Origin of the sequence: Actinacidiphila glaucinigra (assembly GCF_035918135.1) — a bacterium.
Taxonomy (GTDB): Bacteria; Actinomycetota; Actinomycetes; order Streptomycetales; family Streptomycetaceae; genus Actinacidiphila; species Actinacidiphila glaucinigra.
This window is the reverse complement of the sequence record NZ_CP109145.1, coordinates 237,360-263,801: the sequence shown is the minus strand read 5'-3', so window position 1 is coordinate 263,801 and position 26,442 is coordinate 237,360. Positions and strand designations below refer to the sequence as shown.

The 26,442-nt window shown below is 67.3% G+C and carries 1 protein-coding gene; it reads left to right on the top strand.

The window, feature by feature from the left end; translation table 11 throughout:
- Nucleotides 1-65: 65 nt before the first annotated feature.
- Nucleotides 66-26,324 (top strand): UvrD-helicase domain-containing protein, encoded by a 26,259-nt coding sequence (locus tag OIE69_RS44260; RefSeq protein ID WP_326581824.1) that lies wholly within the window; start codon nucleotides 66-68, stop codon nucleotides 26,322-26,324.
- Nucleotides 26,325-26,442: the final 118 nt, after the last annotated feature.

Below are 26,442 nucleotides of genomic sequence, written 5' to 3'. Positions count from 1 at the left end.
GGCTCCAGGCGCGCCCCCGCAGTGAGAGGGAGCGGGTTGAGGCCAACCTGAAGGCCGTCCGGCTGGTGCTCCGTCTGCGAGCGGAGAATCGGCCGGCAACGGAAGCCGAGCGCCCAGTCCTGCTGGCGTGGACGGGTTGGGGCGCAACACCGTATCTCTTCGACGAGCGGAAACGGTTCGCCTCCCAGTTCGCGACCGAACGGGCTGCCCTCCAGGAGTTGTTGTCTGAGGAGGAGTTCGCTCAGGCACGCGCGTCGACGCTCAACGCCCACTACACCGATCCCGACTACGCGCAGGTGATCTGGCAGGCCCTGCGTGGACTAGGTCTGGAGGCAGGATCTGGCTTGCGGGTCCTGGAGCCGGGGGTGGGGGCCGGGCGCTTCCTGGCGGACGTCCCGGCCGGCGCTGACATTGTCGGCGTCGAGGTGGATCCCATCTCTGCTGCGATCGCTCAGGCGCTATACCCCCACGCAAGCATCATTGCTGAGTCGTTTGCCGCGACCCGGGCACCGGGGGAGGCCTACGACCTTGTTGTGGGCAACGTGCCGTTCGGCAAGCACAAGCTGCGGGATCCCGATTTCAATCCGAACCGCCGGCACCCGATTCACAACCACTTCATCCTGAAGAGCCTCGAGATGACGCGGCCAGGCAGCATCGTCGCGTTGATCACTTCACGGTTCACGCTTGACGGGACGGACAAGGCGCACCGAGAAGCGCGGGCCCAGATGGCGGAACTGGCTGACTTGGTGGGCGCGGTGCGCTTGCCGACCGGTGCCCATCAGGACGCGGCTGGTACCCCAGTCGTGACCGATCTCCTGGTCTTCCGGCGTCGCGGGTCAGGTGAAGAGCCGGCGCCCGCTGACTGGCTGCAGGTCGAGCCGGCGGCGCTGCCGTCGGCCAGGGCGGGCGTTGCTGCGCAGTCGGTGGAGGTGAACGGCTACTTCCTTCATCACCCAGAGTTGATGTTGGGCGAGGCCCAGGTTGACGTGACGCGTCATGGTGCGGACCTGGTGGTCCGTGCCGATCGCCCTGCTGTTGGTGCTCTTCAGGACGCTCTAGCGAAGGTGGTCAATCGGGCGCAGTCCTCGGGCCTGGTGTATGCGCCGCGGTTGGTCTTTCATGCCGCTCTGGAGAAGTACGACGGGTTGCTTGAGGCGCACCCGGACGGAAGCTTCACGGAGATTCGCAATGGGCGCCCAGTCCCGCACGACCCGCCGAAGACTCAGGCTCAGGAGTTGCGTGAACTGATCGGGCTGCGGGATGTGGCGGTGGCCCTGCTCGACGAAGAAGCCGAGCATCACCTCACCACTGCGCGGATGGGGCAACTTCGGGGGGAGCTTAACCAGCGGTACGACGCGTACGTGGACCGGATCGGGCCCGTCAACCGCTTCAAGTCGACGACCAAAGCCTCGACGGGTGGGCGGGACGGCGAGGATGAGGGTGAGCACGAGCACCGCACGTACCCGCGGATGGGCGGCTTTCGTCACGATCCCTTCGCTCCGTACGTCTTTGCGCTGGAGTCCTTCCAGGAGGAGACACAGACGGCCGTCAAGGCCGACGTATTCCGCAAGCGGGTGGTGGCTCCGCCAGAGCCGCTGACCCGTGCCGACAGCCCTGAGGACGCTGCGCTGATCTGTTGGGACCGCCACAACGAGATCCGGTTGGATGTGGTGGCAGGTCTGCTGGGCCTGGACAGTGAGAACCAGGCGCGGGATGCCTTGGGCGACTTGGTCTACGACGACCCTGACGGTGGCCTGGCCCGCAGCATCGAGTACCTGTCGGGCAACGTCCGACGCAAGCTGGCAGCGGCCATCGCCGCAGCCGAGACCGATCAGCGTTTCGCTGTCAACGTGGCCGCTCTCACCGAGGTCATCCCCAGGGACCTTGAGCCGGCGGAGATCGAAAGCCGTCTTGGCGCGGCGTGGGTAAGCGCCAAGTATGTGCAGCAGTTCCTGAGGGAGATCCTGGAGGACGACGACATCGAGGTCAGCAACCTCGGTGCGCGTTGGAGCGTCAAGGGCGGCGACTCCAGAAGCCTGATGGCCCGGACTGTCTGGGGGACCGCGGCGCGCTCGGCTATGGAGCTGGCGAGCAATCTGCTCAACAACCAGGAGATTCGCGTCACCAGGACACTGCCGGACAAGCGGGTGGTGGAAGACAGCGAGGCCACCGCGTTCGCTCTGGCGAAGTCCCAGCAGCTTGACGACCGGTTCCGCATGTGGCTGTGGGAGGAGCCCGACAGGGCTGAAGTTCTCCTGCGGTACTACAACGATCGATACAACGCGATCGTGCCGCCCAACTACGACGGCGCCCAGATCACGGCCCCCGGCCTGTCCAAGGCCTTCACGCTGCGACCGCACCAGATGGCCGCGGTGGCCAGGATCCGCGCGACGAGGACTGGCACAGGGCTGTTCCACGGAACAGGCGCCGGCAAGACGCTGGAAATGATCGTCGGCGGCATGGAGCTCGTTCGGTTGGGCTTGGTCAAGAAGCCGGTCTACGCGGTGCCGCGCGGCGTGCTGGATCAGTTCCAGCGTGAGTTCCTGCAGGCCTACCCGCGGGCACGGATCCTGGTAGCCGACTCCACGGACCTGACCGGCGAGCGCCGCGAGCGCTTCGTGGCCCGCTGGTCGACCGGCAACTACGACGCTGTCCTGCTGAGCCACAACGCGTTCAAGAAGATCCCGATGAGCAAAAAGGCTCGTCTGGACTACGTCAACCGGGAGATCAAGCGCCTGGAGGCGCACCTGGAGAATGCGGACGGCGGGGACCGCTTCACGGTCAAGGACGTCGAGAAGCAGATCGCGACACTCAAGGAGCGCTTGGAGGACGAACTCGCTTCCGCAGGTGACTCAGGCGTGGAGTTCGAGCGCACCGGCAGCACCTACCTCTTCTACGACGAGGGGCACGTGCTGAAGAACCTGCGCGTGATCTCCTCGATCCAGGAGTTGTCCCTCGAGGGTAATCAGATCACTGCTCATGCGGACATGGTCTTGGCTTACCTGCGCAGCTGCTACGGCGGCCGTGTGGTGACCATCGCGACCGCCACGCCCGTGGACAACTCGCCCATGGAGATCCTCACCTTCCTCAAGTACCTCGCTCCTGAACTGTTGCGGGATGAGTGGGGCATCGAAGAGGACGACCAGTTCGCCACAACGTTCATCCAACCCGTGATCCGGGTGGAGATGAGCCCGGACGGCAACAGCTTCTCCACGCGTGCCCGTCATGCCCGCTACGTCAATCAGACCGAGCTAAAGCGGGTCCTGTTCAGCGTCGCCGACGTCAAGCTCAAGCGGGATTTGGAGCTGGGGGAGCCCGCCATCATCGGCGGCGAGATGCGCATCCTCGAGGTGGACGCCACCCCGGAGCTTCGCGGGGCGATGAAGGATCTCGGTCGGCGCATGCTGAACATCCGCTACGGCCAGCCTGACATGAAGTACAACAAAAAGGGCGAGCTCGTCGCGGATAACACACTGTGGATCTCCACGGACGGCCGCCTCGCATCACTCGACGTGCGCCTCGTGGGTTTGGACACGTCGGGGGAGCAGAAAGCCCACGTCATTGCGGCGGAATTCTTCCGGCTCTGGAAGCTCCACAAGGACGACGTCTACTACGACAAGGACGGCAACGAGGAACCGATCAGGGGCAGCTTGCAGTTGGGCTTCGGAGATCTGGGCGTACCCGGGCCCGGCAAGGAGTTCGTGTTCTACGAGGCGATCCGTGACCTCCTCGTGGGCTGGGGAATGCCCAGCAGCCTGATCCGGTTCGATCAGGAGGCGAAGACCCGCGCTCAGAAGGCGCGGCTGGACCGGGACGCACAGGAGGGACGGGTCGCTGTCCTCCTCGGCAGTCGCGCCGGGCTCGGCACGGGCCGGAACAATCAGAAGCGCGTGATCCACGTCATGCAGATGGACCCCACGTGGAAGAACACACCGATCGTCCAAAGTCTCGGGCGAGGCAAACGCCAGGGCAATCAGAACGATGCCATGCACCACACCGCGGTCGTCACGAAGAAGTCCTACGACCCGTTCCTGTGGCAGAAGGTCAACACCAAGCAGGGCTTCAGTGAGCCGATCCTCGACGTCAACGACACCAGTCGCATCCTGGAGGGCTCTCTCGATGGCGATGACGGCCGGATCCCCGCCGGCGTCATCTTTGCCATCGCAGCGGATAAGCCGGAGCTGGAGCAGCTGGAGCGGGTAGAGGCCAAGCTGGCGCAGCTCCAGCTCCAACAGAGGCTGTGGTCCAGCGAGCAGTTCGCCTACCGCATCACGGGAGAGCAGGGGCGTCGTCGACTGGAGGACCTCGCAGAGCAGCTGGTGGCCATCGACGCGGCATTGGCCCGTCGTACCGACACCCGTGGTGACGCCTTCACGATGACCGTGGGCAGCCAGGGCTTCGACGAGCGACGCGACGCCGGCGAGGCGCTTGCCCGGTACCTGCAGCGGCTCGCTGCTTCGTCCTCTCGTTCGGGACATCAGGACGAGCAGGTTGTGGGCGAGCTCGGAGGATTCCCGATCCTTGCCAGGACCGATCGGGACTTCACTGGCATGTACGTGTCGATGTACCTCCAGGGAGCGCCGATCGAAGCCGTCGCGCTGTCCGCAGACAAGCTGAAGGATCAAGACCGGGTCGGCTTGATTCGCCGGCTCGAGAACGCTCTTGACACGCTCCCTGGGCTCAGGGAACGCAATCAGACCCACCAGTCACGCCTCGAGACGAACATTGCGCGAGCCGCCGAACTGGTGGGGAAGCCCTTCCCGCGCCAGGCAGAGCTGGACGAGGCCACGGCTGAGGCCCGTGACCTGCAAAAGGCCCTGGGCGTGCAGAGCGCCGCGCAGGCACCTGAGCCGGAGGTTCATGACGCTGACGTGGCCGCGCCCGACCTTGATGCCACACCCGCTGTGGGCGGGTCGTCCAAGAGCACGCGACGCGCTCCGGCGACGAACCCAGACGCCTCGGGTGGAAACGGCAAGGTATCAGGAGCGGCAGTTCCCTCAGACGCTCGCAGCAACGGGGTGTCGGCGGGACGGAGCGGTCCGGCGGCACCGGAGGCTCCGGCGTTGACCACCGCGGGTCATGCGGGCATGCCGACCACAGCCGATAGGGCCCCTGACCTGGATCTCGACCTCGTTCGTGCCCGCCGCATGGCACTGGACGGTCTCGCCAACGCCGCACTCCTGGACCCGACGCTGCTAGAGCTGCATTCCAGCCCGCGTCAGCGGGAGGGCACCGCGTGGCCGCAGGCAGTCCGGGAGTGGTACGGGGGCGCGAAGGAGCGAGGCCTCATCGACCTTGCGGCGATCGTCGGCGAGGAAGACCCAGTCAAGCTCGAGGAAGACCTGCTGCGCTTCCTGCCAGACCTCATTTCGAAGCAGGCCATGGACGTGAGCAGCCGCGACGGGGAAGGCCGCTTCCTGGAGCTCCTCCGACGCCGCGGCATCTTCGTGCAGCAGGTCTACGGGGAACGTGGCAGAGAGTTCCGCGTCGATGGTCAGAAGATCACGGTTGCAGAGGCGGCTGAGCGGTTCCTGGGCATTGAATCCCGTGCCGTGGCTGGTCACGAGGGCTACCGGATCCGTCCCTCCGGATTGGAGGTTCACCCCGCCTGGGAGGTCTACCACGTAGACACCGGCGTAGTCGGCGAGGCGTGGGTGTGGTGGCGAGCTCACGCTGAACCGACAGGGTGGCAGACGTACGCGGACAGGGAGGGTCCCGTTGACGCCCAGCCGGAGGAAGCGGCGGCTAGGGGGCTGACGGTCCTCGCGTCCGCTGACACCGCCCCTGAGGCGGTGGGAGCAACAGTGGCTCCCCAGGGTGTCGCTGAGCCGTCACAAGCGCCTCCAAAGGCTTCGCCGACGCCTGTCCTGCCGCACGCGCCGGCCGCACCTCTCGACAGTGCCGCGAAGTCTGGCAGCGGGCCGTCCGCGCCGGCGGCCACCGAGCAGGAGCCGCCGCCGCTCCCCTTCGCCAGCGACTTCGAGTGGCACCAGGCGATGGCGCTCGTGGACGCAGCGGAAATCAGCCTGAGCGAAGCAGCCTGGCAGGCCTGGAAGCAGGACTGCCCACAGGAATACTCCCGCATGCGGCAGGCGCTGTTCAGGGCCGTTGCCGCCCAGGACGATCAGGACTTCGCCGATGCGGCGACGCACCTGTCGGACTCTCTACAGCGAGCCAGACGTCTCCTTGTCTCTCTCGACGAGCACGAGCGCTCTCATCTCGCAGAGCCTTTGGACGCGTTCACGGACCTGGTTCGCGCGTTCCTGGCGCGCCACCGGGTCACTCTCGCTCAGCGCGATGCCCAGGACAGCCAGCGGCAGGAAGCCGAGAGTGCCAGCCGTCGCCAGTTCACGGCCTTCATTACCCGCTTGGCGAGGCGCAGCGACCCGGCTGACTTCGCCGCGGGGGAGGAGCCCTCGGTGGGCACCTGGACATTTCCTGACCCGCCGGCGCGCTATGAAGACCTCGGGGCGGTCGCTGAGGCCTCCGACGCCTTGCAGGGGCTGTTCGCTGACTTCCTGGACGCCCACGGTGAAGTGGCCGAGGGATTCGACCAACTCGCTGCGGCGCGCGCTGCTTGGGAGGCGGCTGCCCGCTCAGCTGGCGAGCTCGCCAAGGTGGTGTCCAAGACGTCCCACTACCGGGCGTACAGTCACGTCCGGGCGTGGATGCAGCGTCTGCTCGACGATCTCAACGCACCCGGCCGCCCAGCGCGGGGGATGTCGTGGTCCCAGAGAGCGCGGCACATCATCCGCGGCGTCGACAACCATCTGGACCGGATGGCCGCGACCTTGGCGAGCATCGAGCGTGCTGCTCCCGGCCCGACTGCGGACGAGGGGCCGTTTATGACCGCGGCAGAGACCGCGGCCAGCCTGCATGACCTCGCCCAGGCGCTGGATGCCGTACGGGATGCGGCAGGTGACCCAGCGCGTCTCAGCCGCGGGGAGTACCAGGCGTTTCACGGCTTGGTGGCCTTGCTGGGGCAGCCGGGCGTCTTCGTCAGCGCCCGTGCTCACACAGCAGCGATCGATCTGGCGGTACTGCAAGCGTGGGAGTTGCACGGGCTTTCAATCGAGGGCTCGCCGGTGCGCGAACCGCTCACGGAACTCATTGCATTGGCCAACACCCACCTCGGCCGCTCCAGCCTCAACGCCGCCACCCTTCCGGGTCCGGTGGAGGAGGCTCTCGCAACGTCGGCGCCCGCTGTCACGCTCACTGACCGCTTGCTCGCCCCTGCGGCAGCGCCTGGCAGCCTGGAAAACTTCTGGGACGATCAGCAGCGAATCCTGCGAGACGGCGATGACCTGCGGCAGCGCGGCTATCTCACGGCGAATCGCAGTCGCGGAGAGCGCCAAGTCTTGCGGCTCCTGCAGTTGTTGGCTGAGCGGTTTACCGAAAACGATGGCGTTCCCGACGCTGTGGTGCCCGCCCTCTGTTCGGCGCTCTCAGAACTGGCGAGGCAAGTCGCAGTCGAACAGCACGATGCGATGTACCGGTATACCGCGCATCCGGAGTTCACGCGCTGGTCAGGGCAGTTGCGCAAGCACGCCCGTCGCGCGCAGACCCTTCTGCACCAGGCAGAGCCCGCTTTCCATCAGGAGCTCGCCCGGCTCACCGCTGATGCCCTGGCCGACGACGCTCTCCTGGACCAGATGCGCCACACCTCACCGATAGCGGACCTGCCCTATGCCCCGGCTCTGTGGGCGTGGCTCAGCGAGCGCACAGCGAGTATGTCGGAACCGCTTCGGCGAGCGTTGGAGAGCAGCATCACCCCCTCGGGCCTGACGGGGCCGTTCGGACAGATGTGGCAGCGGCTGCAAGAAGCCGCCCCGCCCACCACCGGCAAGCCACAAGCCTTGGCTGACCCTGATCCTGGCCTGCCCCTGCCGGCGGCCTGGGACGACCGGCCCGACATTGTCCGGTCGGTCGTCGAGGCAGCGAGCACCGACCGCCACTTGGCCGGAGTGGTGATCGCCAATCGGCAGGACGTTGCTGTCACGGTGGTGGGGGAGTGGGTCGACGACCATGTCGCCGGCAGCGTCGACAGTGACCTCTGGCAGGACCGGGGCGCGGTTTGGCGCTACTTCGCCGACAGCGATACCGAAGCGCGCGACGCGTTGATCGCTCACGTCCACAGTGCGGTGGCCCGGCGGACCTGGCATTCGGTCACCCCACATCCCGACAGGTACTACCTGTGGACGGGAGCAGGGTCACCTGCGGTGCTCGCCGGGGGCGAGGTGCTGGAATTGCTTGCCGCAGATCTCGGCCGGCCTCGCCTCTTCCCTGGCGACGAGGCCGATTCCGTGCGCGTCTACGACGGCAACCAGCGCCGGGGCATCCTGCTGACGCTGCCGCACCAAGAGCAGATCGCGGAGTTGGTTGCGGCAGCAGAGCCCGGGCGGTCGCTGTTGGAGGTCGCCACACGGCGGGCCAGTGACTTCTCTGATGTCCTCGCGGACTGCGACGCTGTCCCGAATCTGCGCGCTGCGCTGGAGAGCACCAAGGCGCGGGGGAGTACCGAAGACCTCGCCGCAAGCGCGGACGCGCAGGCTCCCAAGATCAGCGACGCCGTGGCGACGGCCTGGCATGCCTACGACACCGATGAGGCGGAGCCGTACGCCGATGGAGTAGCTGCCCAGCAGGGTGCCCTTGCCCTGGTGGCGGCGATGGGCCGGTGGAGCCGTAAGTGGAAAGGGGAGAGCCTTCACACCGAACATCGGCTCGCCGGCTATGTCGCCCAGGCGGGAATCGAACTCCTGCAAGACGCCGCCAGCCGCCCCGCTGGCACGGTTGGCACTGCTCAGCTCACTCAGCAAATTGCCGAGTACGCGGCCATCCTCGACAGCGAACTGCGCGAGGAGGAGTTTTCCGCAGATCCAGCCACCGACGCACTGATGGACGCAGCGCACACGCATGCCTCGCGGATGCGCGCCACGCACCAGGTCGCCGGCGCTGAACTGGGCTGGCCGGCTGGCACAGCCGTGCCGGGGCCCGCCGCACTGATCGTGGAGCAGTGCCCGGCAGGGGCCGTTGTCCGGGTCGGCCAGGACCAGAAGGAGTGGTGGTCTGCTGCGGAAGTGTTTGCGGAGGTTGCCGACGGGGCCACCGTCACCACGTCGGAGGAGGGCCTGGTCCTGACGGACGCTGGTGGCGAATTCCTGTTGGCCGCCGGCGGTCGGCCGGTAGCCGAAGCGCGCCGCGGCGATGCACCGCTGCAGCAGACAGCCGACGAGATCCTCGCTACTCAGCCGTTCACGCGGCAGGAGACCCTCCAGTACGTCAACCGAGTGCTGGTGGAGCTGAACCAGCGTGCGCTCGAGGCGGCTGCGCCGCTGGCGCAATACGCGGTCCCGGCGGTGGCCGCGTGGCGGGAGGCCAGCGACACCCTGGAAGAGGAATCGGTCGTCCGCTCCTGGACCGGCCTTCAGCGAGCGGCACTCGCCGTGGCTCAGGCCGCTCGGACCGCCCGGTACGCCATGGAACGGAACCGGCCCCGGCCCCGGCACGCCCACGCGGGCATCATCGCTGCCGCCTCCCTTGCAGAAGCCGCTGAGGCGTTCGCTGAAGCAATCGCACACGAGCAGCCGGCGGGGGAGGGGAAGGCTGGGTACGACCGGGCGTCCTTGGTCTCTCAGCAGCGTGTCCTGGCAGCCCACTATCGGCTCCTTCGATCGGAACACGAGGGCAAAGAGTGGCTGAGGCCTGTCAAGCAGGCCTGGGACGACGTCGTGGCGGGGCATGGAGTCGGACAGACAGCCGGCGAGATCAACCGGTTCCAACTCCTGGCATCGGCGTTGACCTCCCTGAAGGCCCAGTCGCCCTGGGCGGACCTCTTTGCCTCGCAGGTCACGCGGCACCTGGATCGCCTGCGCCTGACTCAGGGGGCGGCGCTGCGTGCCCTGGCTCGGGGCGCGGAGCCCGCCACGAACCTGGCAGACGAACTTCTGGGCGGCATCGCCGAGGAACCCCCCGGGACGCGCCAGAGGACGCGAGAGCGTCCGGAGTGGGCACGTGAGACTTACCCCTATGGGGTCGCTGCGGCGACAGCACAGCAGGAGGTGAGTGACCTCCTTCGCGACGCCATCGTTGGCGGCGTTCTGCAGCTCGATGACGGCGTGCTCGTGCTGGACCAGCTACGGCAGGCGCAGGAGCAGGGACGCGTACTCGCTGAGCCGGCCGTGCTGCACGATTTGGCGGATCAGGTCGATGCCACCGCACGTTGGCGCGCGCGGAACGGCGTCGTGGACGGTGCCGTGCTGCAGACGGTGGAGGCCCGTCTGCGCCACCACGCCTACGTGCTCGAGCAGACCTTGGAAGCCGGGGACACGGGGCTGGCTGAGGTGGCCATCGTCGGATCGGCGCTGCCTGCCTTCCCCGCACATGGCCTGGACGCTCGGAAGGCCCCGCTCGTCACCGCCGATCCCGTTACCGGTTTCAGCGCTTCCTCAGGCGCCATGGAGGAACTGCTGACGCGCGCTGTCGCCGACGCGGGCCTCATGGCCGCGCTCTCCTCAACCACCGCAGACGGAAGCCCTGTCACTGCGCTCATCCGAAGCGGCGCCTGGAACTGGTTCGTCCGTCACGCTCCGACCGAGGATCTGCTTGATGAGCTCCTGGCTGAAGCGTCATCGCTAACCGAGGACGGCATTCTCGCCGATGCATGGCAGAAGCTGCAGGGTGCCGCCCGGGAGGTCGAGCACCTCGACGGCGCCGCTGCCGACCAGGTGGGTGCAACACCGGCGGGCTGGCGGTCGGCAGCGTTCGACGCGCTGCGAGACGCGGTGAGATCCACCGAAGTGGGGCGGCCGCGGCACGCGAGCGACCACAACCGTCCCTGGGACGAGATGAACTACGCGTTCAAGGACGCCCATCGGCTCGACCACGCGATCCTGCAGAACGTCTACCGCACTCTCTTCCAGGTCCGTGATTCCGCGCTCGGGGACCCGCAGGGTCTGCAGATCCAAGCAGTAGCGGCCCTGGCTGCCGCGTGCACCTACGCGGAATGGGTGCACCAGTCCCCGTGGGCTGCGGAGTTCGCGTCCAATGCGGACAAGGGCGTGAATCGCATCGCTCGCCTCCTCGCCTGGATCCGCCTGACCGCCGCAATCAAGGGAGCCTGGGACGACCTCGACGCTCGCATCAACCATCGTCAGCCAACCCCTGCGATGCGAGAGCGACGAGTCCAGGAACGAGAAGTGACCACGCGCGCAGCCGCGCGCGCCGCGGCATTCCACGTCGATGCGTGGAGCGCCTTCCAGGGAGCGGACGACAGGCATCTGCACACCGGCGGAGACCTCACCCCCCAGCTGGCCGCCTTGCTGGCAGCGGGCGGCGCCGTGGACACCGACTCCGATGGCGCCTTGGTCGTGCATACCCCGAACACGCCGTACCCGTTGGTGTTTACGCCACTTGGGGCAGCCGAGTCCCTGTCGTTGTTCGCCGAACGCCTGCCATTTGTGCCGATGCCTCCGGACGACCAGCCCCGATTCACGGATCCTTCCGTGCTCGCGGACCACTGGACGGGGGACTCCCCGGAATTGGCAGGGCCCGGTCACGCGATGCTCACCAATGGCCGGCGGCGGGAACTCAGCCAAGCGGCCCGGCAGCCGGCTCTTGCGCTAGAGGGCCGTCTCGCACTCGTCCCTGACGACGCCGGCTACCGGCTCCACCTGCCGGGCAGCGGCACGCTGGTGCCAGGCACCGAGGACGCGCCAGCCTTCCCGGACCTCACCACGGCATGCACAGCCGCGAAGGCAGTCCAGGACATCAAGGACGCGGATGGCCAGCCGTTCCCGTTCGACGCGCCGCTGGCTGGACCACTCAGCCGCCACTGGCGTGATGCGCAGGGCCACCCGCTGGCGAGAGCTGTCGTCACCGCGCTGTCCGGGTCTGTTGTCGACGCCGCTCCTGCCCTGGACGGGCACTATGCCGGACGCTGGCACCAGTACGAAGAGCGCGACACGGCGATGGCCGCGGCGTTGTCTGCTGCATCCGCCGGTGGTTTGCCTGAGCGATTGACCTGGCGTGCGCTCAACCGGCTGGATGGCAGCCACCGGGACGAGGCCGCCATACGCGTTCGCGTTGACGCCGAGCTGCTACCCCTGTTGGAAGGGGACGCCTCCGGCCTCGATGGCTCATGGATCACCGTCTTCGGCGCGCTTCCGGATTGGAACGGCAGCAGCCACCGCTTCTTCGACTACCGGGTCAGCCCGAATGGGTTGCACCAGGCTGTCTTCATGGGCCTGTTCACTGGGCGCCGCTGGGTCAGTGACGACGGGCGCAGCGGGAAGACCAAGGCCCGGGTGGTTCCGCGTGCCCCGATCTCCGTCACCGTCCCGGTCCCTCAGCGGGTCAAGAACCTCGCCTCGGAGGTGCTGTCCGCATGGCCCGTGTTGCCGGAAGGTGTGGACAAGGGCCGCCCCCGTGGGCAGCGCCGGGCCGAGCACACCTCCCGGCGCGGACGTGCTGCACTGAAGACGCTCCGCGATGGTCAGGTTCTCAGTGGCAGCGTCCGGGAGGACTTCCTGCGCGTCGCTGCCGACCTGGCGGCGTTGGCGGACGACTTCAACCGCGGAGCAGGACACCCGAGCCGGGCAACTTACGCGCGCGCCGCCGGTCAAGCGCTCCGGCTGCGTGAGCGGCTGGTCGACGAAATGCGTCGGCTGGATCATCCTGGGTTGCCGCTTCACCCCGATCAGGCACCTGCTAGGCCGGCCCGGGCGCTGACGGTCTCCGGCACTCAGTGGTGCTTTCCGTGGGAGGTCGAGCCGAACCTGCCAGCACGGATTTCAGGCTTTCTGGACGGCTCCGAAGCCGATTCCACCACCGTGGTGGGGGCCGTCCGGTCCTGCGAGTACGACGTGCTCCGGCAAGGCGGTGACGAGGTGCGCCGCAGCCGTGTTGTGGTGACTCAAGATGACGGCACCGAGGTCGTCTTGTTCGTGCCTGAAGCGCAGATGGTCGAGCAGTTGCCAGCGCCGGTCGATGCACGCCGCGCTTGGCCAGCAGCTCAGGCTCCTGCTTCAAAGTCCGCCGTGGCTGGACCCGTGCCGACACTGGCAGCCGCCCCGGCGCAGCAGGACGCCAACCCACGCCGCGTGGTCGCGGAGCCTGCAGGGCGGAAACTGTCCGGACGTGAGGACGCACTCGACGCCGTGGAAAGCCAGACAGCCGACACCGCGAGGCCCCCGGTCGACCTTGCCCGTATCCCCGGGATATCGCTGGCAGAGCAGCGCGCGGCGCTGCGCCAGATGATCGAACGCCATGGCGACGTTGGGGAGCTGCGCAGGCAGGCGCGGGGTGTGGGACTCGCCGCCTTCGTGCGCCTCCTGGAGGATCCTGCGGTTTGGCGAATCTGGAGGGATGAGCTGGCCGTTTCCGGCTTCGGTGTGTTCCTGGAGGTACCGAGGAAGCCACAGGGCCTGGAGGACATTGCTCGGCTGGACCCGGCCCCGGCCGGTGTTCTCATCACCAAGGGGTGGACACGCCATCGGGCGCACTTGCCTCAGGTCATGCGGTGGGAACTACTGCCGGCGTGGGTGAGTCTTGGTCTCAGCGATGCCAGGCGGCAGGAGCTCTTGGCGGCCGACGAGGCCCTGGCCTCGGCACCAGAGAACTCGCCAGAGCGTGAGGCCGCGGTTGCTCGTCTGGCGGCGGCTGCCGACGCAGTGTGGACGGCCATCGAGGACGGCGGCGCCCCGACGACTGAGGCACTTGCCGCTTCCTGGCGGCGCTACGCCGGCCCTGCGGACGCCGACCAGGGCTCGCTGTTCGCCGTCGCCACTGACTGGTCGGACACCAGCCCGTATGACTCGCCAGCTGCCTGGAGCCGGGCAATAGACGAGCTCGTCGGACTGGGCTGGGACCTTTTCGCGCACCCTGAGTGGACCGGGACAGCACCAGGAGCCGGCCCGCTGGGGGAAGCGCTTGCGGCCTTTCGGTCTGCGAGCTTCACCTACTCCTCCGACACCGTGCACGCCGCGCTGTACCTGGCCCGAGCCACTCAGAATCCAAATCTGGGCTCGGAACTCGGCGGAGAGGCGCGGGAGACATTCGACACCTTCATCTCGCGGGTCCAGCGGCATGCCGAGCGTGTCGCCGCGACCGTGTGGAGCCCCCAGTGGCGAAGGGTGTTTCCCTCCACCGCAGAGGTCTGGTCAGCTGATCCGTTCCTGCTCCCACGCCTTGGATACGCCGACCCGCGAACCATCGCTCCGTCGGCTGAGCCCATGGAGCCGTTGGGCGACTACGAGTCCGGCAGCGACAACCCCTTCCAGCCGGTGCCTCACCTTAAGTACCCGGGGCGGCGATGCTACGCCGTGCCCGGAGCGGATGGGTTTGTCGTCCTCGAAGCGGGCGTGTGGAGTGGTCCCAGCTACACCCTGCGGGAGCCCGGCGGGACTGTGGTGGCCACGCTGGTCAAGCAAAGCTCCGGCTGGCATACGGTCATGGGGGACGTACTGCCGAGCCCCGGAAATTCGGTGACGGTGCTGCCTCCGCAGCCCTACGACGCAGCCAACTTCCGTCACGCGGTGATGGACGCTCTGCGCGTCTGGTCTGCCGAACAGAATCAAGCATTCCCGGGACCCACGGCGTACCCCAGTGCGATGCACCTGTCGTGGGCTTTCGCTGATCTGGAGCCCCTCATCGCGGCACTGCGTACCGCTGGCCGCAGGATATGGCCGCTGTCCTTTGAGGACGAGCCGAAGCTGGCCCGTGTCATCCACGCACTGGAACAAGTCGATCCGCACGACCGGATTCACTTGGACGACAGCCAAGTTCTGCGCAAGGCCGACTTGCTCGCTCAGCTCGCGCCCGACGTGCGAGAACTTCGAGACCAGCTTGAGCAGGAGAACCACCGCGGCAGCGACCTGTACGGAGTCGTGACAGTCCTGGCTGGCCACGCTCACACGCTCCCGGATCGGCTGCGCACCACCGTCGCTGCCCGGGAGGCCGACACCGTGGCACCTGACGCAGCGCCCCAGCCGGCCTCGCAGGCGTCTGCCGCTGTTCCCGTGCCCGAGCGCTATCAGCCCAGGGACTTCGTATGGGTCGGGCCAGACGCCGGAACCACGAACAGCCCGTACGTCGCAGAAGTCATCGGCTACACCCGCAATGGCTGTTTCAAGGTCAAAGAGCTCGCGTACGAGACAACAACGGACGTACACATCGACCGGCTCACACCTGCGACGGAGGCCGACACCGCAGCGGACCGGCAGCGCCAGGTAGCGGAACGCGAGGACCGCGCTGCACGACGCGCTCAGCGTGGGGACGAAGCACAGGCCAGCAGAGCGGACCGTGACGCTGAGCGGCAGTCTGAGGCAGCGCAGGGGACCGGTGCGCCCCCCGTGCGGGCTGGTGGCGAGTGGGCCCCGGAGTATCCCGTCCCGGGCTCCGTCGGCGAACTGTGGGAAGCCGCGAAGGCGCATGGATGGACCACGGCCGTGGCCACCAGCAACTCCGGTTACTCGCAGCGCCTGCTGGTTGATCTCGAGGCCGAAACGGCGGTGGGCCGTTGGGCTTTCACCCTGCACTGGCACGTGAAGAAGGGCCGGTTCGCCGCGGACGCGCAGTCGTCGTTGGCGACGCGAGCCGACGGGAAGGCCGGCCCGAGAGGCGGCATGCTGCGGCCCACCGTGAGAGAGGTCCTGAGCATCATGCGGAGCCACCCGGCGCTCCCCGAGCAGCCGAGCGAGGCTTCGGCTGTCTCAGTCACGGACCAGGAGCCAGTACCCGAGTCCTCTGCGCCAGCGGCGACGGAGCCAACAAACGTTGCGATGGCTGGCGGCTCGGAAGAGGGAGCGCTGGCGGGTGCCTCCGATGAACCGACGCAGCAGGAGGAACCGGTGCCAACGGCTCCCGACGATGCCGTTGAGATTGCCGACATGCCCGGCTACTGGTGGCGACGGGACCCTCAGCCCGAAGCTGACCCCTACGCGGACTACTCCGGACACAAATCCGACAGAATCACCGTGGGATACGGGGCATCCGTGGTCGGGCACGGGCACGGCCCCAATGGGTGGGATGGCCGGAAGCTGTGGACCGTCTCCGTCGCAGGCGACTACATGACCGGCGGCCGGGAGGCGGCCGACAGTGCCAAGCTGATCGCTGAACGCCACCGGGCCCTTGAGCAGGCAAAACTTGCCACGGGGCCCCGGCCGCCGGAAACGGTGTGGATCTTCCACGACCCGAGTCCGGGCAGCCGTACCTACGTCTACGGCGTGGACGAAGGCGACAGCGACGTGCTCGCCGTGCTGGGGGCCAACAACTTCAAGAAGGCGCCGAACTACGGGGCCTACGTCCAGACAATCAAGGTCAGTCCTGAGGTGCGGGGCCGGAACACCGGCGACTTCGTGAACGGCATGCTCAAGTACGGACGCTCCATCGCTGTGCACCTCACCCAGGACGGTGGACCGGCAGACGTCACTCTCCCGGAGCTCGATCTCGCGCAGCGCAAGGAGCTGAGCCGTCTCGATAGCCCGCGGGACTGGAGCCCCGTTGAGTTCCGGGTAGGCGACCAGGTGCTGATCTCCGGGCCGCAATCGTGGTGGCACACGGTCGCGGATGTTCAGGCGTCCGTCATCGACGTCGGACAGGGAGCTGTGCCTTACGACAGGGTGCTGGCGCGGCGTCGCGGTCCGCACGTCTTGACCGCTGCGGACTCCGTTGAGGAGACCAACTTGGCACGCCCAGGCACAGTCAGCCTGCGAGGCGCCCCGCTGGAGGAACTTGACGCTGAGCGAGCTCGGCTGGACCTCCCGCTGGCCGATGACAGGCACGCGCCGCTTGTTGAGGCTCGCCGTGCGGAGATCACTGACGAGTTGGAGCGGGTGGCGGCCAAGCTCGCTCGCCTTGAGAAGCGCCGTACGGCCCTGCAAGCCATCGTTGCTGACCCGAAGGCGCTCAAGGCCCACAACGGTCAGCTGCTCGTCAACGAGGCCGGGGAGCCCCTGGGCGCGGTCCTGAACCGTGACAAGCTTCAGGACGCACCCCCCATCCGCGTGAGGAGCCAAAAGTGGCTGTTCGTCGACCTCGACGGCAATGCCCTCATGGCCACGGACCGCAAGCGCGATGTGCACGGCTGGGCGATCCAGTGGGAAGACGACCGTCATTTCTTCGCCCCTCCCGGCTGGCGGCGTCGAGCCTGGACTCAGGTCGCCGCTGGCGCGGTCGTCCGGCTGCCGGACCGATCAGCAAAGGATCTCACCCCCGAACTCTGGTCGGAGCCGCTGACCGTCTCCTCCATCACGTGGAAGGAGAACGGGTCAGTCGCCGTGGAGGGAACTCGGGGCGGCGCCACGGTCACTCACGAGCTCAGCATGGTCGTGGCCCGCGCCGGCGTCGTCCAGGAAGCCGTCGGCGACTTGGCGCTGCGCAATGACACGATCGTTGCTCGCGCTGTACGCCCCGCGGTCCTGACTGCTCTCGATCACCCGCAGTACAACGTGGCCATCCCGATGCTCGGCCATGGCGACCTGCATCAAGCGCTTGGCGCCCTGCGGGCGGCGAGCAACGCGGTCGCCTCCAGGCCCTCCACGATCGCCCAGCTCCGCGACCAGCTGCGAGCGGCCCGCACTGCCGCCGCCAGGCTTGTCGACGTGGCGGTGGCAACCGCGGAGGCCATCGAAGGTGAGGCCGGGCACGCGGGCGAGGCCGTCGACGCTTCCAGGACTGCCGGACCGATCAGGCCCGAAGGCGGCGCACGCGAGGTGGCTGCCCGCGCCCAGGCCGCTGTCGAAGTCGTCGACCACTGGTCTGCTGAACTGGAAGACCTCGCAGCGGCCGCCGCCCGGCTCCGCGAAGCTGGCAAGGAACCCACGCCTCGCGCCGTCGCTGCCGACACCAAGCCTGACGAGCGGCCGTCGGCACAGGAGACTCAGGCCGATGTTCAGGCCGGCCCGGGGCAAACCATGTCGACCGAAGGCAACGAGGGGCCGGATCCGTCCAGCGGCACTGACGGGGAGATCGTTCCCGCCACGCAGGGATCGGCCACGGCCGAAGCAGAGCAGGGCGCAACAGATCCGCTGCCTGCACCCGCAAGCCCGGACGGTCACGAGCGCCGCCCGGTGTCGGACGACGATGCGTTGCGCCTGGGCGGCCGAGACAAGGCGGAAGCCTTGGCGGCTCGCGTGACGATGGGAGAGCTCACCCGGGATGGGAACCTGGTAGCCGCCGCGGTCCTACTTAATGGCGAGACGATCGGGTCGATCGCCACTCACTCCGCCGGCGGATACATGCCCACCGGCGCCGGCGACTGGTCGAGCAGTGAGCCCTTCGACACGGAGTCCGGAGCTCTGGCATGGGTCGTCGACGCCCACGACCGGTGGATCAGCGAGCAGGAACAGCGGCAGCAGCAGGAGACGGAACTTGCAGCCCAAGAGCGCCCCCCGCTCGCGGAAGGAGAGCTGCCCGAGGACGCGGAGCCTGTCCCCGGCGAGGACGGATACCACCAGGCCAGCACCTACAGCACCACCGTCGTGTACAGCCCGGACAACGAACGCATCGGGTCGGTTGAGAACCAGGCCTTCGGAAAGGGCAGCCACAGGACCAGCTATGGGGACAGATCCATCCCTGGGCGGAGGAGCGTCGCTGAGTCCATCAGGCACCTAGTGGAGGTCCACCGTGTCCTCACCGGGCCTGCAAGCGAGGTCAGCCACAGCGGGGTGTGGATCGAGCATGCCCGGGAGCACACTCGGGTGTGGGGTGTAGCCCCAGACGATCGCGAGCTGCTCCTTTCTCTGGAGGTTGCGGGCGGTCCTCGGGGTTTCACTGCCCGGACCGTCGAACGGGCACAGGTGGCGTCGGGCCTCTACTGCCACGCTCTCCCTACGCACTGGACGCACAAGACTCGGTCCAACGCGGTGAGTGTCCTGAAGGTCTTGATGGCCTCTCGAGGCTTCGACCTCCCGGTCCACGACAGCCAGGACGCCAGGGAAGCGGCGGCTGCCGGGACGGCCCAAGGCGCCGACAACCGCGGGTTGCGCTTTACGTCCGTGCCGGAGATTGAGCCCGGCGAACCGTTCACCAGTTCGCAGCAGGTTCAGGATCTCCTGCGAACCATCGAGCGCCTGTACAACCAAGGGGTCCGCCACAACAACGCCTGGCGACGCATGACGTCCGGGACAGCCGATGGGCGCCCCGACGCCTTGCGACTGAAGCATGCGCTGTCCTCGATTCAGGAGGGCCGCCTGTTCGGCGCCCCGCAGCCGATGACGCTGGCCCGCACGGCTGAGCTGCTGCGGGTTGCGACCGCGGTGGCAGAACGCCTGCGGTCTGAGAAAACCCCGACGTTGCAGGCGCAGATCGCTGAGCTCGCCCAGCATGCACTAAGCCTGGCCGAACGCACCGTGGCGACTGCTGGCCGCCCCGGCGCGTGGCCGCCCGTTTTCAAGGCTCCGGTTGCGGAGGACGCGCCGGTAGGGGAGTACCAGCAGGCTCGAGCGCTCGCCTGGGCCCAATGGTGGGCTGTCGTCAGCTCCGGTTTCGCGATCGCTTCGGGTGAGGTCGGCCAGGCAGCCACAGCACTGGAACACGTGATGCTGCACGAGTTGCCCGAAGACGTAGTGGACACGGAGGAGGCAACTCGACGACTCGTGCGCCTGAGCGAAGTGGCGCGCGCACTCCAAGAACTTCTCGCGCAGCACCCGAAGGAATCGCACCCTGAGGTTGAATCTGCCGTTGCGTCGATCCGGGCGGCTGCCACGCAGCACGCCGTGCCGGCGCCCGAGCCTGAGCGGAGCGCGCCAGCACAGACGCCCGTCTCGCACCTCACTGGCACAACGTCGCAGCCGGCCGTCGCGACGGACGCTGCCGCTCCCGGTGAAATGCCCTCGTCCCCGGCAGACGACACGCAGGACACCGGGGGCACGGAGCACGGGACGACCGGACAGCACAAGGCGGAAGTCCCCGTGGGGGATCCGGATGCGAAACAGCGCTGGGAGGAAGCCAACCCGCGCCCGTCGACGCGCCTCTCGGTCAGCCGCGAAGGGACGAACGTCATCGTCGCCGGCACCCGCGGTGACGGCGAAGACCTAGCGCTACGCGAGTGGCTGAAGTCCAAGCACCTGTCGTTCATCAAGGAGACCGGTCGCTGGGAGTCGAACTACGGAAACTGGCGAACCGCTCCCAAGACCGCCATCTTCGCCGCACGGCTGGAGAAGGAAGTCAATGCGTACATCAAGGCGATGGATGCCGCATGGCGAGATGACCGTGACAACATCGGCCGCACCCTAACCCTCGAGCTGCGTGCCGCCTACGAGACTAAGGCCGCGGCGGCTGAGTCGTACCCGCTCACCACGCAGCAGCGGGACATCGTCGTGGCGGCTCAGGACGGCCTGAACGTGGCAGTCCAGGCGCTCGCTGGTACCGGCAAGACGTCCACCATGGTGGCGATGGCCCGCCGGATGCCTAACCGGCGCATCACCTACCTCGCCTTCAACTCAGCGAACGCTGTCGACGCGAGGCAGAAGTTTGCGGGCCTTCGCCACGTCAGTGTCTCTACCGCGCACTCCCTGGCAGCTCGTGACCTCATGGTCACCGCGTTGTCTGCCAAGGTCACCGAAGGGCAGCAGGACGGTGGGATCGGCAGCAACGCCGAAGCCGATTGGGCCGAATACCTGAAGGTGCAGCCAGTGCTCGCCCGGGATCGTGGGGAGGACATCTCAGCGGAGGACATCGTCGTCCTGATCAAGGAGACGATCAGAAGCTTCCGCAACAGTGACGCCGACACGATCGACCTCTCCCATGTTCCCGAAGGAGACCACCCCCTACTCGAGATCGCAGCTCGCCCGACAGCGCTACGCAACACAGTTCTGGCGCATGCCCAAGCGGCCTGGCGCGACAAGATCGACCCGAATTCGCGGGAACTGAACTTCCACCACGATGACTACCTGAAGATCTGGGCGCTGTCCCGGCCCAAGGTCCACGCCGACACCATTGTTTTCGACGAGGCCCAGGACATCAATCCAGTCCTGCGCAAGGTCGTACTGGACAACATGCGCCCCACGGTCGGGCACGCCGCTCAGGTCGTCATCGTCGGCGACCCCAACCAGTCGATCTACGGGTTCCGTGGGGCTGAGAACGCGCTGGAAGACTGGCCGGCCGACGTCGAGCTTCCCCTCAACAAGTCGTGGCGGTTCGGCCCGGAAGTCGCCGACATCGCGAACATCTTCCTCAAGCTGCTCGGCTCCCCGTACCTGATGGAAGGCAACGACGCCGTCAGCACTGCCATCGGCCCGATCGACGTTCCGGACGCCGTGCTAGGCCGCACCAACGCCGGCGTAGTGGCTGCCGTCCTCGCTGCGCTGAACGACGGTCGCAAGGTCCACATGGTCGGCGGTGGCGACGAGCTGAAGCGCATGGCCGAGGGAGCAAAGGAGCTCCAGCAGAAGGGCAAGACGCGGAAGCACCCTGACCTGGTGCCCTTCAGGTCCTGGGAAGCAGTGCGACGCTACGTCGACAAGCACGACAGCGCCAAGCAGCTCGAGGCATTCGTCCGTCTCGTCGACGAGCATGGCGCTGACGCGCTGATCGAGATGGTCGGCAAACTGACCAAGGATGCCGCGGATGCAGACCTCATCGTGTCCACTGCTCACAAGTCCAAGGGTCTTGAGTGGGCGAAGGTGCAGGTCGGCACCGACTTCCGAGGTCCCAAGACCAGTACTGAGCCGGGCCAGGACGTTGTCCTGCCGACCCCGGAGGACCTGCGCCTGGCCTACGTGACGGCGACGCGAGGCAAGCGCGGCTTGGATCTGGGCTCGCTCGCCTACATTGAAGAACTCCGGTCTTTGGCTGACGACCGCTACCTTGCGCCTGAGACGAATCACGCCCCCCAAGCCACCCCATCGGCCAGTCCTCAGGCCGAGCCTGCTCCTGTGCCGGAGACCGGCGCCGCCTCCGCACCCTCACCTACCGTCCGACCGGCAGCGCCCAAACCCAAGGACACCCTCGCCGCGTCGTACCGCCCTGGGGAGGCGCTCCAGCCCACCCTCGGCACCATCGTCGCAAAGGACCACCGCAGCACAGACGTCCTCATCAAGGTCCAGATCCCTGGTGCCGCAGCGTCTGCCGAGGCCATCACCCTGACCTGCTGGAACCCCTCGGGCGCTGATCAAGTCGCCATCGGCCACTCGGTGTACGTGTCGGGCACGCTCGGGGCAACCCGTGCGTACAGGGGCCGCACAGAGACGCAGGTTGAGGGCAGCATTGTTGAGCACGAGCAGGCGGTCTTCGATCGGAAGTATCGGTTCACGCCCGCTCCCGAAGGTTGGGTGCGGGCCGACCGCAGTGTGCTGCCCACCTTTGAGCCTGGCGACCAGGTGCGCGTTCCCGATCCAGGTGACCCCAGCGTGCTGGCTGCATCCATCACTCAGCAGGACGAAGGTTCGGACGGCCCGTTCAGTACCGTCACCATCACATCGACATCGGGATCAGTCCTCAGTGGTACCACCGTCGACCAGCGGACCCTCACCTTCACCCGCGACGATGTGGCCGCAGTCGCGGTGGGCTCCGTGCCCCGCGCGGCAGACGCGCGGCCAGCGCCGGTGCCACAGGCGAGTACGAACCTGGACGTTCCGGCCTCCCTGCTGACCGAGCTTCTTGAGCTGCCCTGGAGCCGCCGCGACGGACGATGGACCCCTGACGATCTCAAGCCTCGTCCCGAGGCCACGATCGAGGTACTCCTTCGTTCCACCCGGGAGTGGGCCGTCGTCGCCCACTGCACGGAGCACCTGCTGCGTACCCGGCAAGGCTCCCACTTCGGGTTTGAGGAAGTCCTTGCGTGGCGCGACGGCACCCGCCTCGTCACGTTGCTCGACCAGGGCTCCTCATCAGCTCCTGCCTCCCAGCCACAGCCGCGGAAGCCGGAAGGCGGACCGTTCACCCATGAGGCCGCGCCACGGCCACCGCTGGTTGCTCGCCCGCTGCCTAGCCTGACCGCGGACGAACTCCAAACTCGTGCTGCCGCCCTCGCCTCATGGCTGAGCACCCACGGGGACGCGAACGACACCGCCGACTCTGTACGCGCCGTCCAACAGCGCGACGCCCTCCGCGCTGAACTCGAGGCTCGTAGCACCGGAAGTGCGGATGCCCAGCCTCTCGTCACCGCCTTTGACCGGATTCTGTCCGAGCTGACCGTCGCAGCCCCCGGGCCGGACGGCTCACAGGCGATCGCACGCGGCGACGTCCGCCTCGGCTGGGTCCGCTCCACTCTGGCCGGCTACGTGTACGGCGTCGAGGGAGCGACCTCGGCCAAGCACTCTGAGGGCTACGACACAGCCGAACGTGCAGCGGTAGCCCTCGCCAGCTTGACGCCTCGGTTCGTCATCGCGGACCCGGACGCAGACGCCGTCGAAAACCTGAAGTACCACCTGCGTCACCTTCGACCGGATCCCGCGGACGCCGACCAGGAAGGCCAGAAGAAGCGCGTCGAGTTCTGCCATAAGCACGGCGCCTCACATGCCGCTACTCACCTCAGCTCCGGTCAACGCCTGGCAATCATCACCGTCGGTAAGGAGAAGTACGAGGTACGCACACCCGACCGGCTCCGGCTGCCGTTCGGAACGTGGGGACTCAACGTCGGGTCACGCGAGAAGGCCAACGCCATTGCTGAGGCACTGGAGAGCATTCGCGACGCCGACGGCCTGCCCTTCGAGTGGGATGCGGAAGACCTCGTTGGGCTTGGGCTGGCCTTCCGCGACCGTACGGGCCTGGACATCAAGACCGCGATCTTCCACGCCCTGATCACGCACGGCCTGGACCCACACGGTGACTACGCTCGGCAATACACGAAGCGCACCAACCTGCCCGCGCCTGCCGCGCCAGCAGCACAAGAAGCGGCCACTGCAGCGCCTGAAGAGTGGGAGCCGGGCACACCGACCCGAGAAGCGTTCGCTCCTATCGTGTACGGCAAGACCGGCGAGCTAGCTGGGCCTGACGGCACATTCTGGTGGCTCGGTCAGATCGACAATCCGCATCAGCAGGGCGAACGACCCGTGTCGAGGCGCCAGCCGCTCAGCAGGCCAGCTCGCGTTCGGATGGAACTCACCGACGAAATGCGAGGCTGGGTCAGGGTCATCGACGCCCAAACCGGTGAAGCCATCCAGAACGTCCGGACAACCGACTACTTCCTCGCGGCATCGCCCGAGGATTCCTCCGCCGACGGGGGAGAGGCGCAGCAGGGCGAGCGTCGATTCAGCACCATCGGGCAAATCCGGACCCACTTCCGATCTGCAAAGATTCCTGGCCTGTCCGGCGAGCGGGCTACCGCTCTCAAGGATGCTGCACGACGCAAGCACCTCGACGAAGTCGCCGGCGACGGTCACTTTGCGCTCTGGCAGCGCGGTGGCCACTTTGAACTCGTCCCGGCTGGCAGCGGTATGCACTTCGACGGACTCCTTCCCGAGAGCGTCTACTGGCGGGCCACGGACGTTGAGATGTTGCCCAACCCGCTTGGGCACCTGCCGTCCCGCGAGGAAGCGCAAGAGTTCGCCCGAGTCCTGTCCTCGTTGCACTTGCCGGACGGCTCACCGCTGGACTGGAGCGATCCCTACCTGGCGCGGACGCTCAGCAATCCAGACGTCGCATGGCTCAACCATGCGTTGCTGGAGCAGCGTGCTCTCTTCGACCGGACACAGGGCCGACCGCGCTCACTGTGTTCCTCGCTGTGGATGTTCTTCGAGACCATCTCGGACCGCAGCCCACAGCCTCCGAAACAGGGCCACAGGTGGGCCGACACCGTCGAGGCCGGAAGCTGGGTGTGGCTCGAGGTCGACGACACCTACAAACCCTGGGAGGTCCTGGAGCGACGAGAGACAGAATTCGGCACTGTCGTCCTCACCTTGGATGGCGCCGGACAGTGGCACTTCCCTCGCAATACATTCATCGAGCAGGACCCCGCCGACACGGTGGTCACGGAAGACGACCAGCCGTACGGAATCAGGATGTCCTCTGCTTTTGTCACGCCCGAGGACATCATCGAAGTCGACATCGACGATGACCTGGCACCGCATGCGCCGAACGCGAGCGCGAGCGCAGCAGAAGGGCTAACGCGCGTTCGGGGGCGAGCCAGGCTGACGCGCAACCACCGCGAGGGGCCTGCGGAGCGCACGCATCTCTTGGATGCCACCGTCATAGAAAACGGTGTTGCCAGCAAGGCCGCACCTCGTGAGGTGGTGGCCGCCGCCTTCGTCTTGCCCTCGCACGTCATCCGCGTGTCCAGCCAGGCGGCCCTGATCCCGCAACCGGCCATCGTCCCTACCCCGAGCCGTCCTGCTCGTCAACGACGAGGCACTGGCGCCGCTCAGGAGAGGCCGGACACCAGCTCGGTCACCCCCATGGATGGCGAGGGCCTGCGGGAGAGCCTGCTGCACCTGCTCCAGACAACAGCTGCGGGGTCCGCGGTTACCGAGCACACCGCCCTCCGCGGCCGCGGCCTCTACGTCCGCGTGGCCCCCAGCCGCCAGCACGGCAAGATCCTCGAATTCGGATTCGACCCCACCACCCGGCCCGCGGCCGCATTCAACGAAGACATGCTCGCCACCTGGTCCGACGACAAGATCCTCCACGCCATCACCAGCCGCATGCCTCCCGCAAGGGCTACGAGCGGAGCGCGCCCGACGCCATCTGACACGGAAAGCCTGCGGGAGAGCCTGCTGCACCTGCTCCAGACAACAGCTGCGGGGTCCGCGGTTACCGAGCACACCGCCCTCCGCGGCCGCGGCCTCTACGTCCGCGTGGCCCCCAGCCGCCAGCACGGCAAGATCCTCGAATTCGGATTCGACCCCACCACCCGGCCGGCAGCCGCATTCAACGAAGACATGCTCGCCACCTGGTCCGACGACAAGATCCTCCACGCCATCACCAGCCACAGGCAACCTGCCGATGCCTCAGCAGCCACTGCAGCCTCAGGGCAGCTCCGCGAAAGTTTCCTACAGATCCTCGCGTCGCCCGCAGCCCCAGCGGCGCCCGTGCTGCACTCCACGGTCAGCGGTCTACCGATCTATGTCGCAGTCGCTTCCCACCCCGAGCATGGAAGGGTCCTGCGCTTCGGATTCGATGCCAGCAGACCGCCGGTTGCCCAGTTCACGCGGGCAAGCCTGAGTGTGACCTCGAACGCAAAGGTCACGGAGATCATCGAAAGCTACGGCGCAACCGCCGCAACCGAAGCGATCCGAGCGAGCTCCCTAGCGCGCAAGATTGCAAGCTCTCGAGCAGCCCGAACCGGGCAGGCGCCGACAGCAGCAGCGGCCTCCAAAGGCGGCCAACACTCACAACAGCGACTTCCTCTTCCGACCGAAGCAAGCCCGACCACCCCCGCTCAGCGGTGACGTGCCCGCGTTCCGCTGAGAGGAACTCGCTGATGTTTTCCGCGTGATCGTTCCACTCCAACGGGAAACGTGCAGCTCCGGGGGGACCACGCCCAACATTCCTCCTACGGTCGGGATT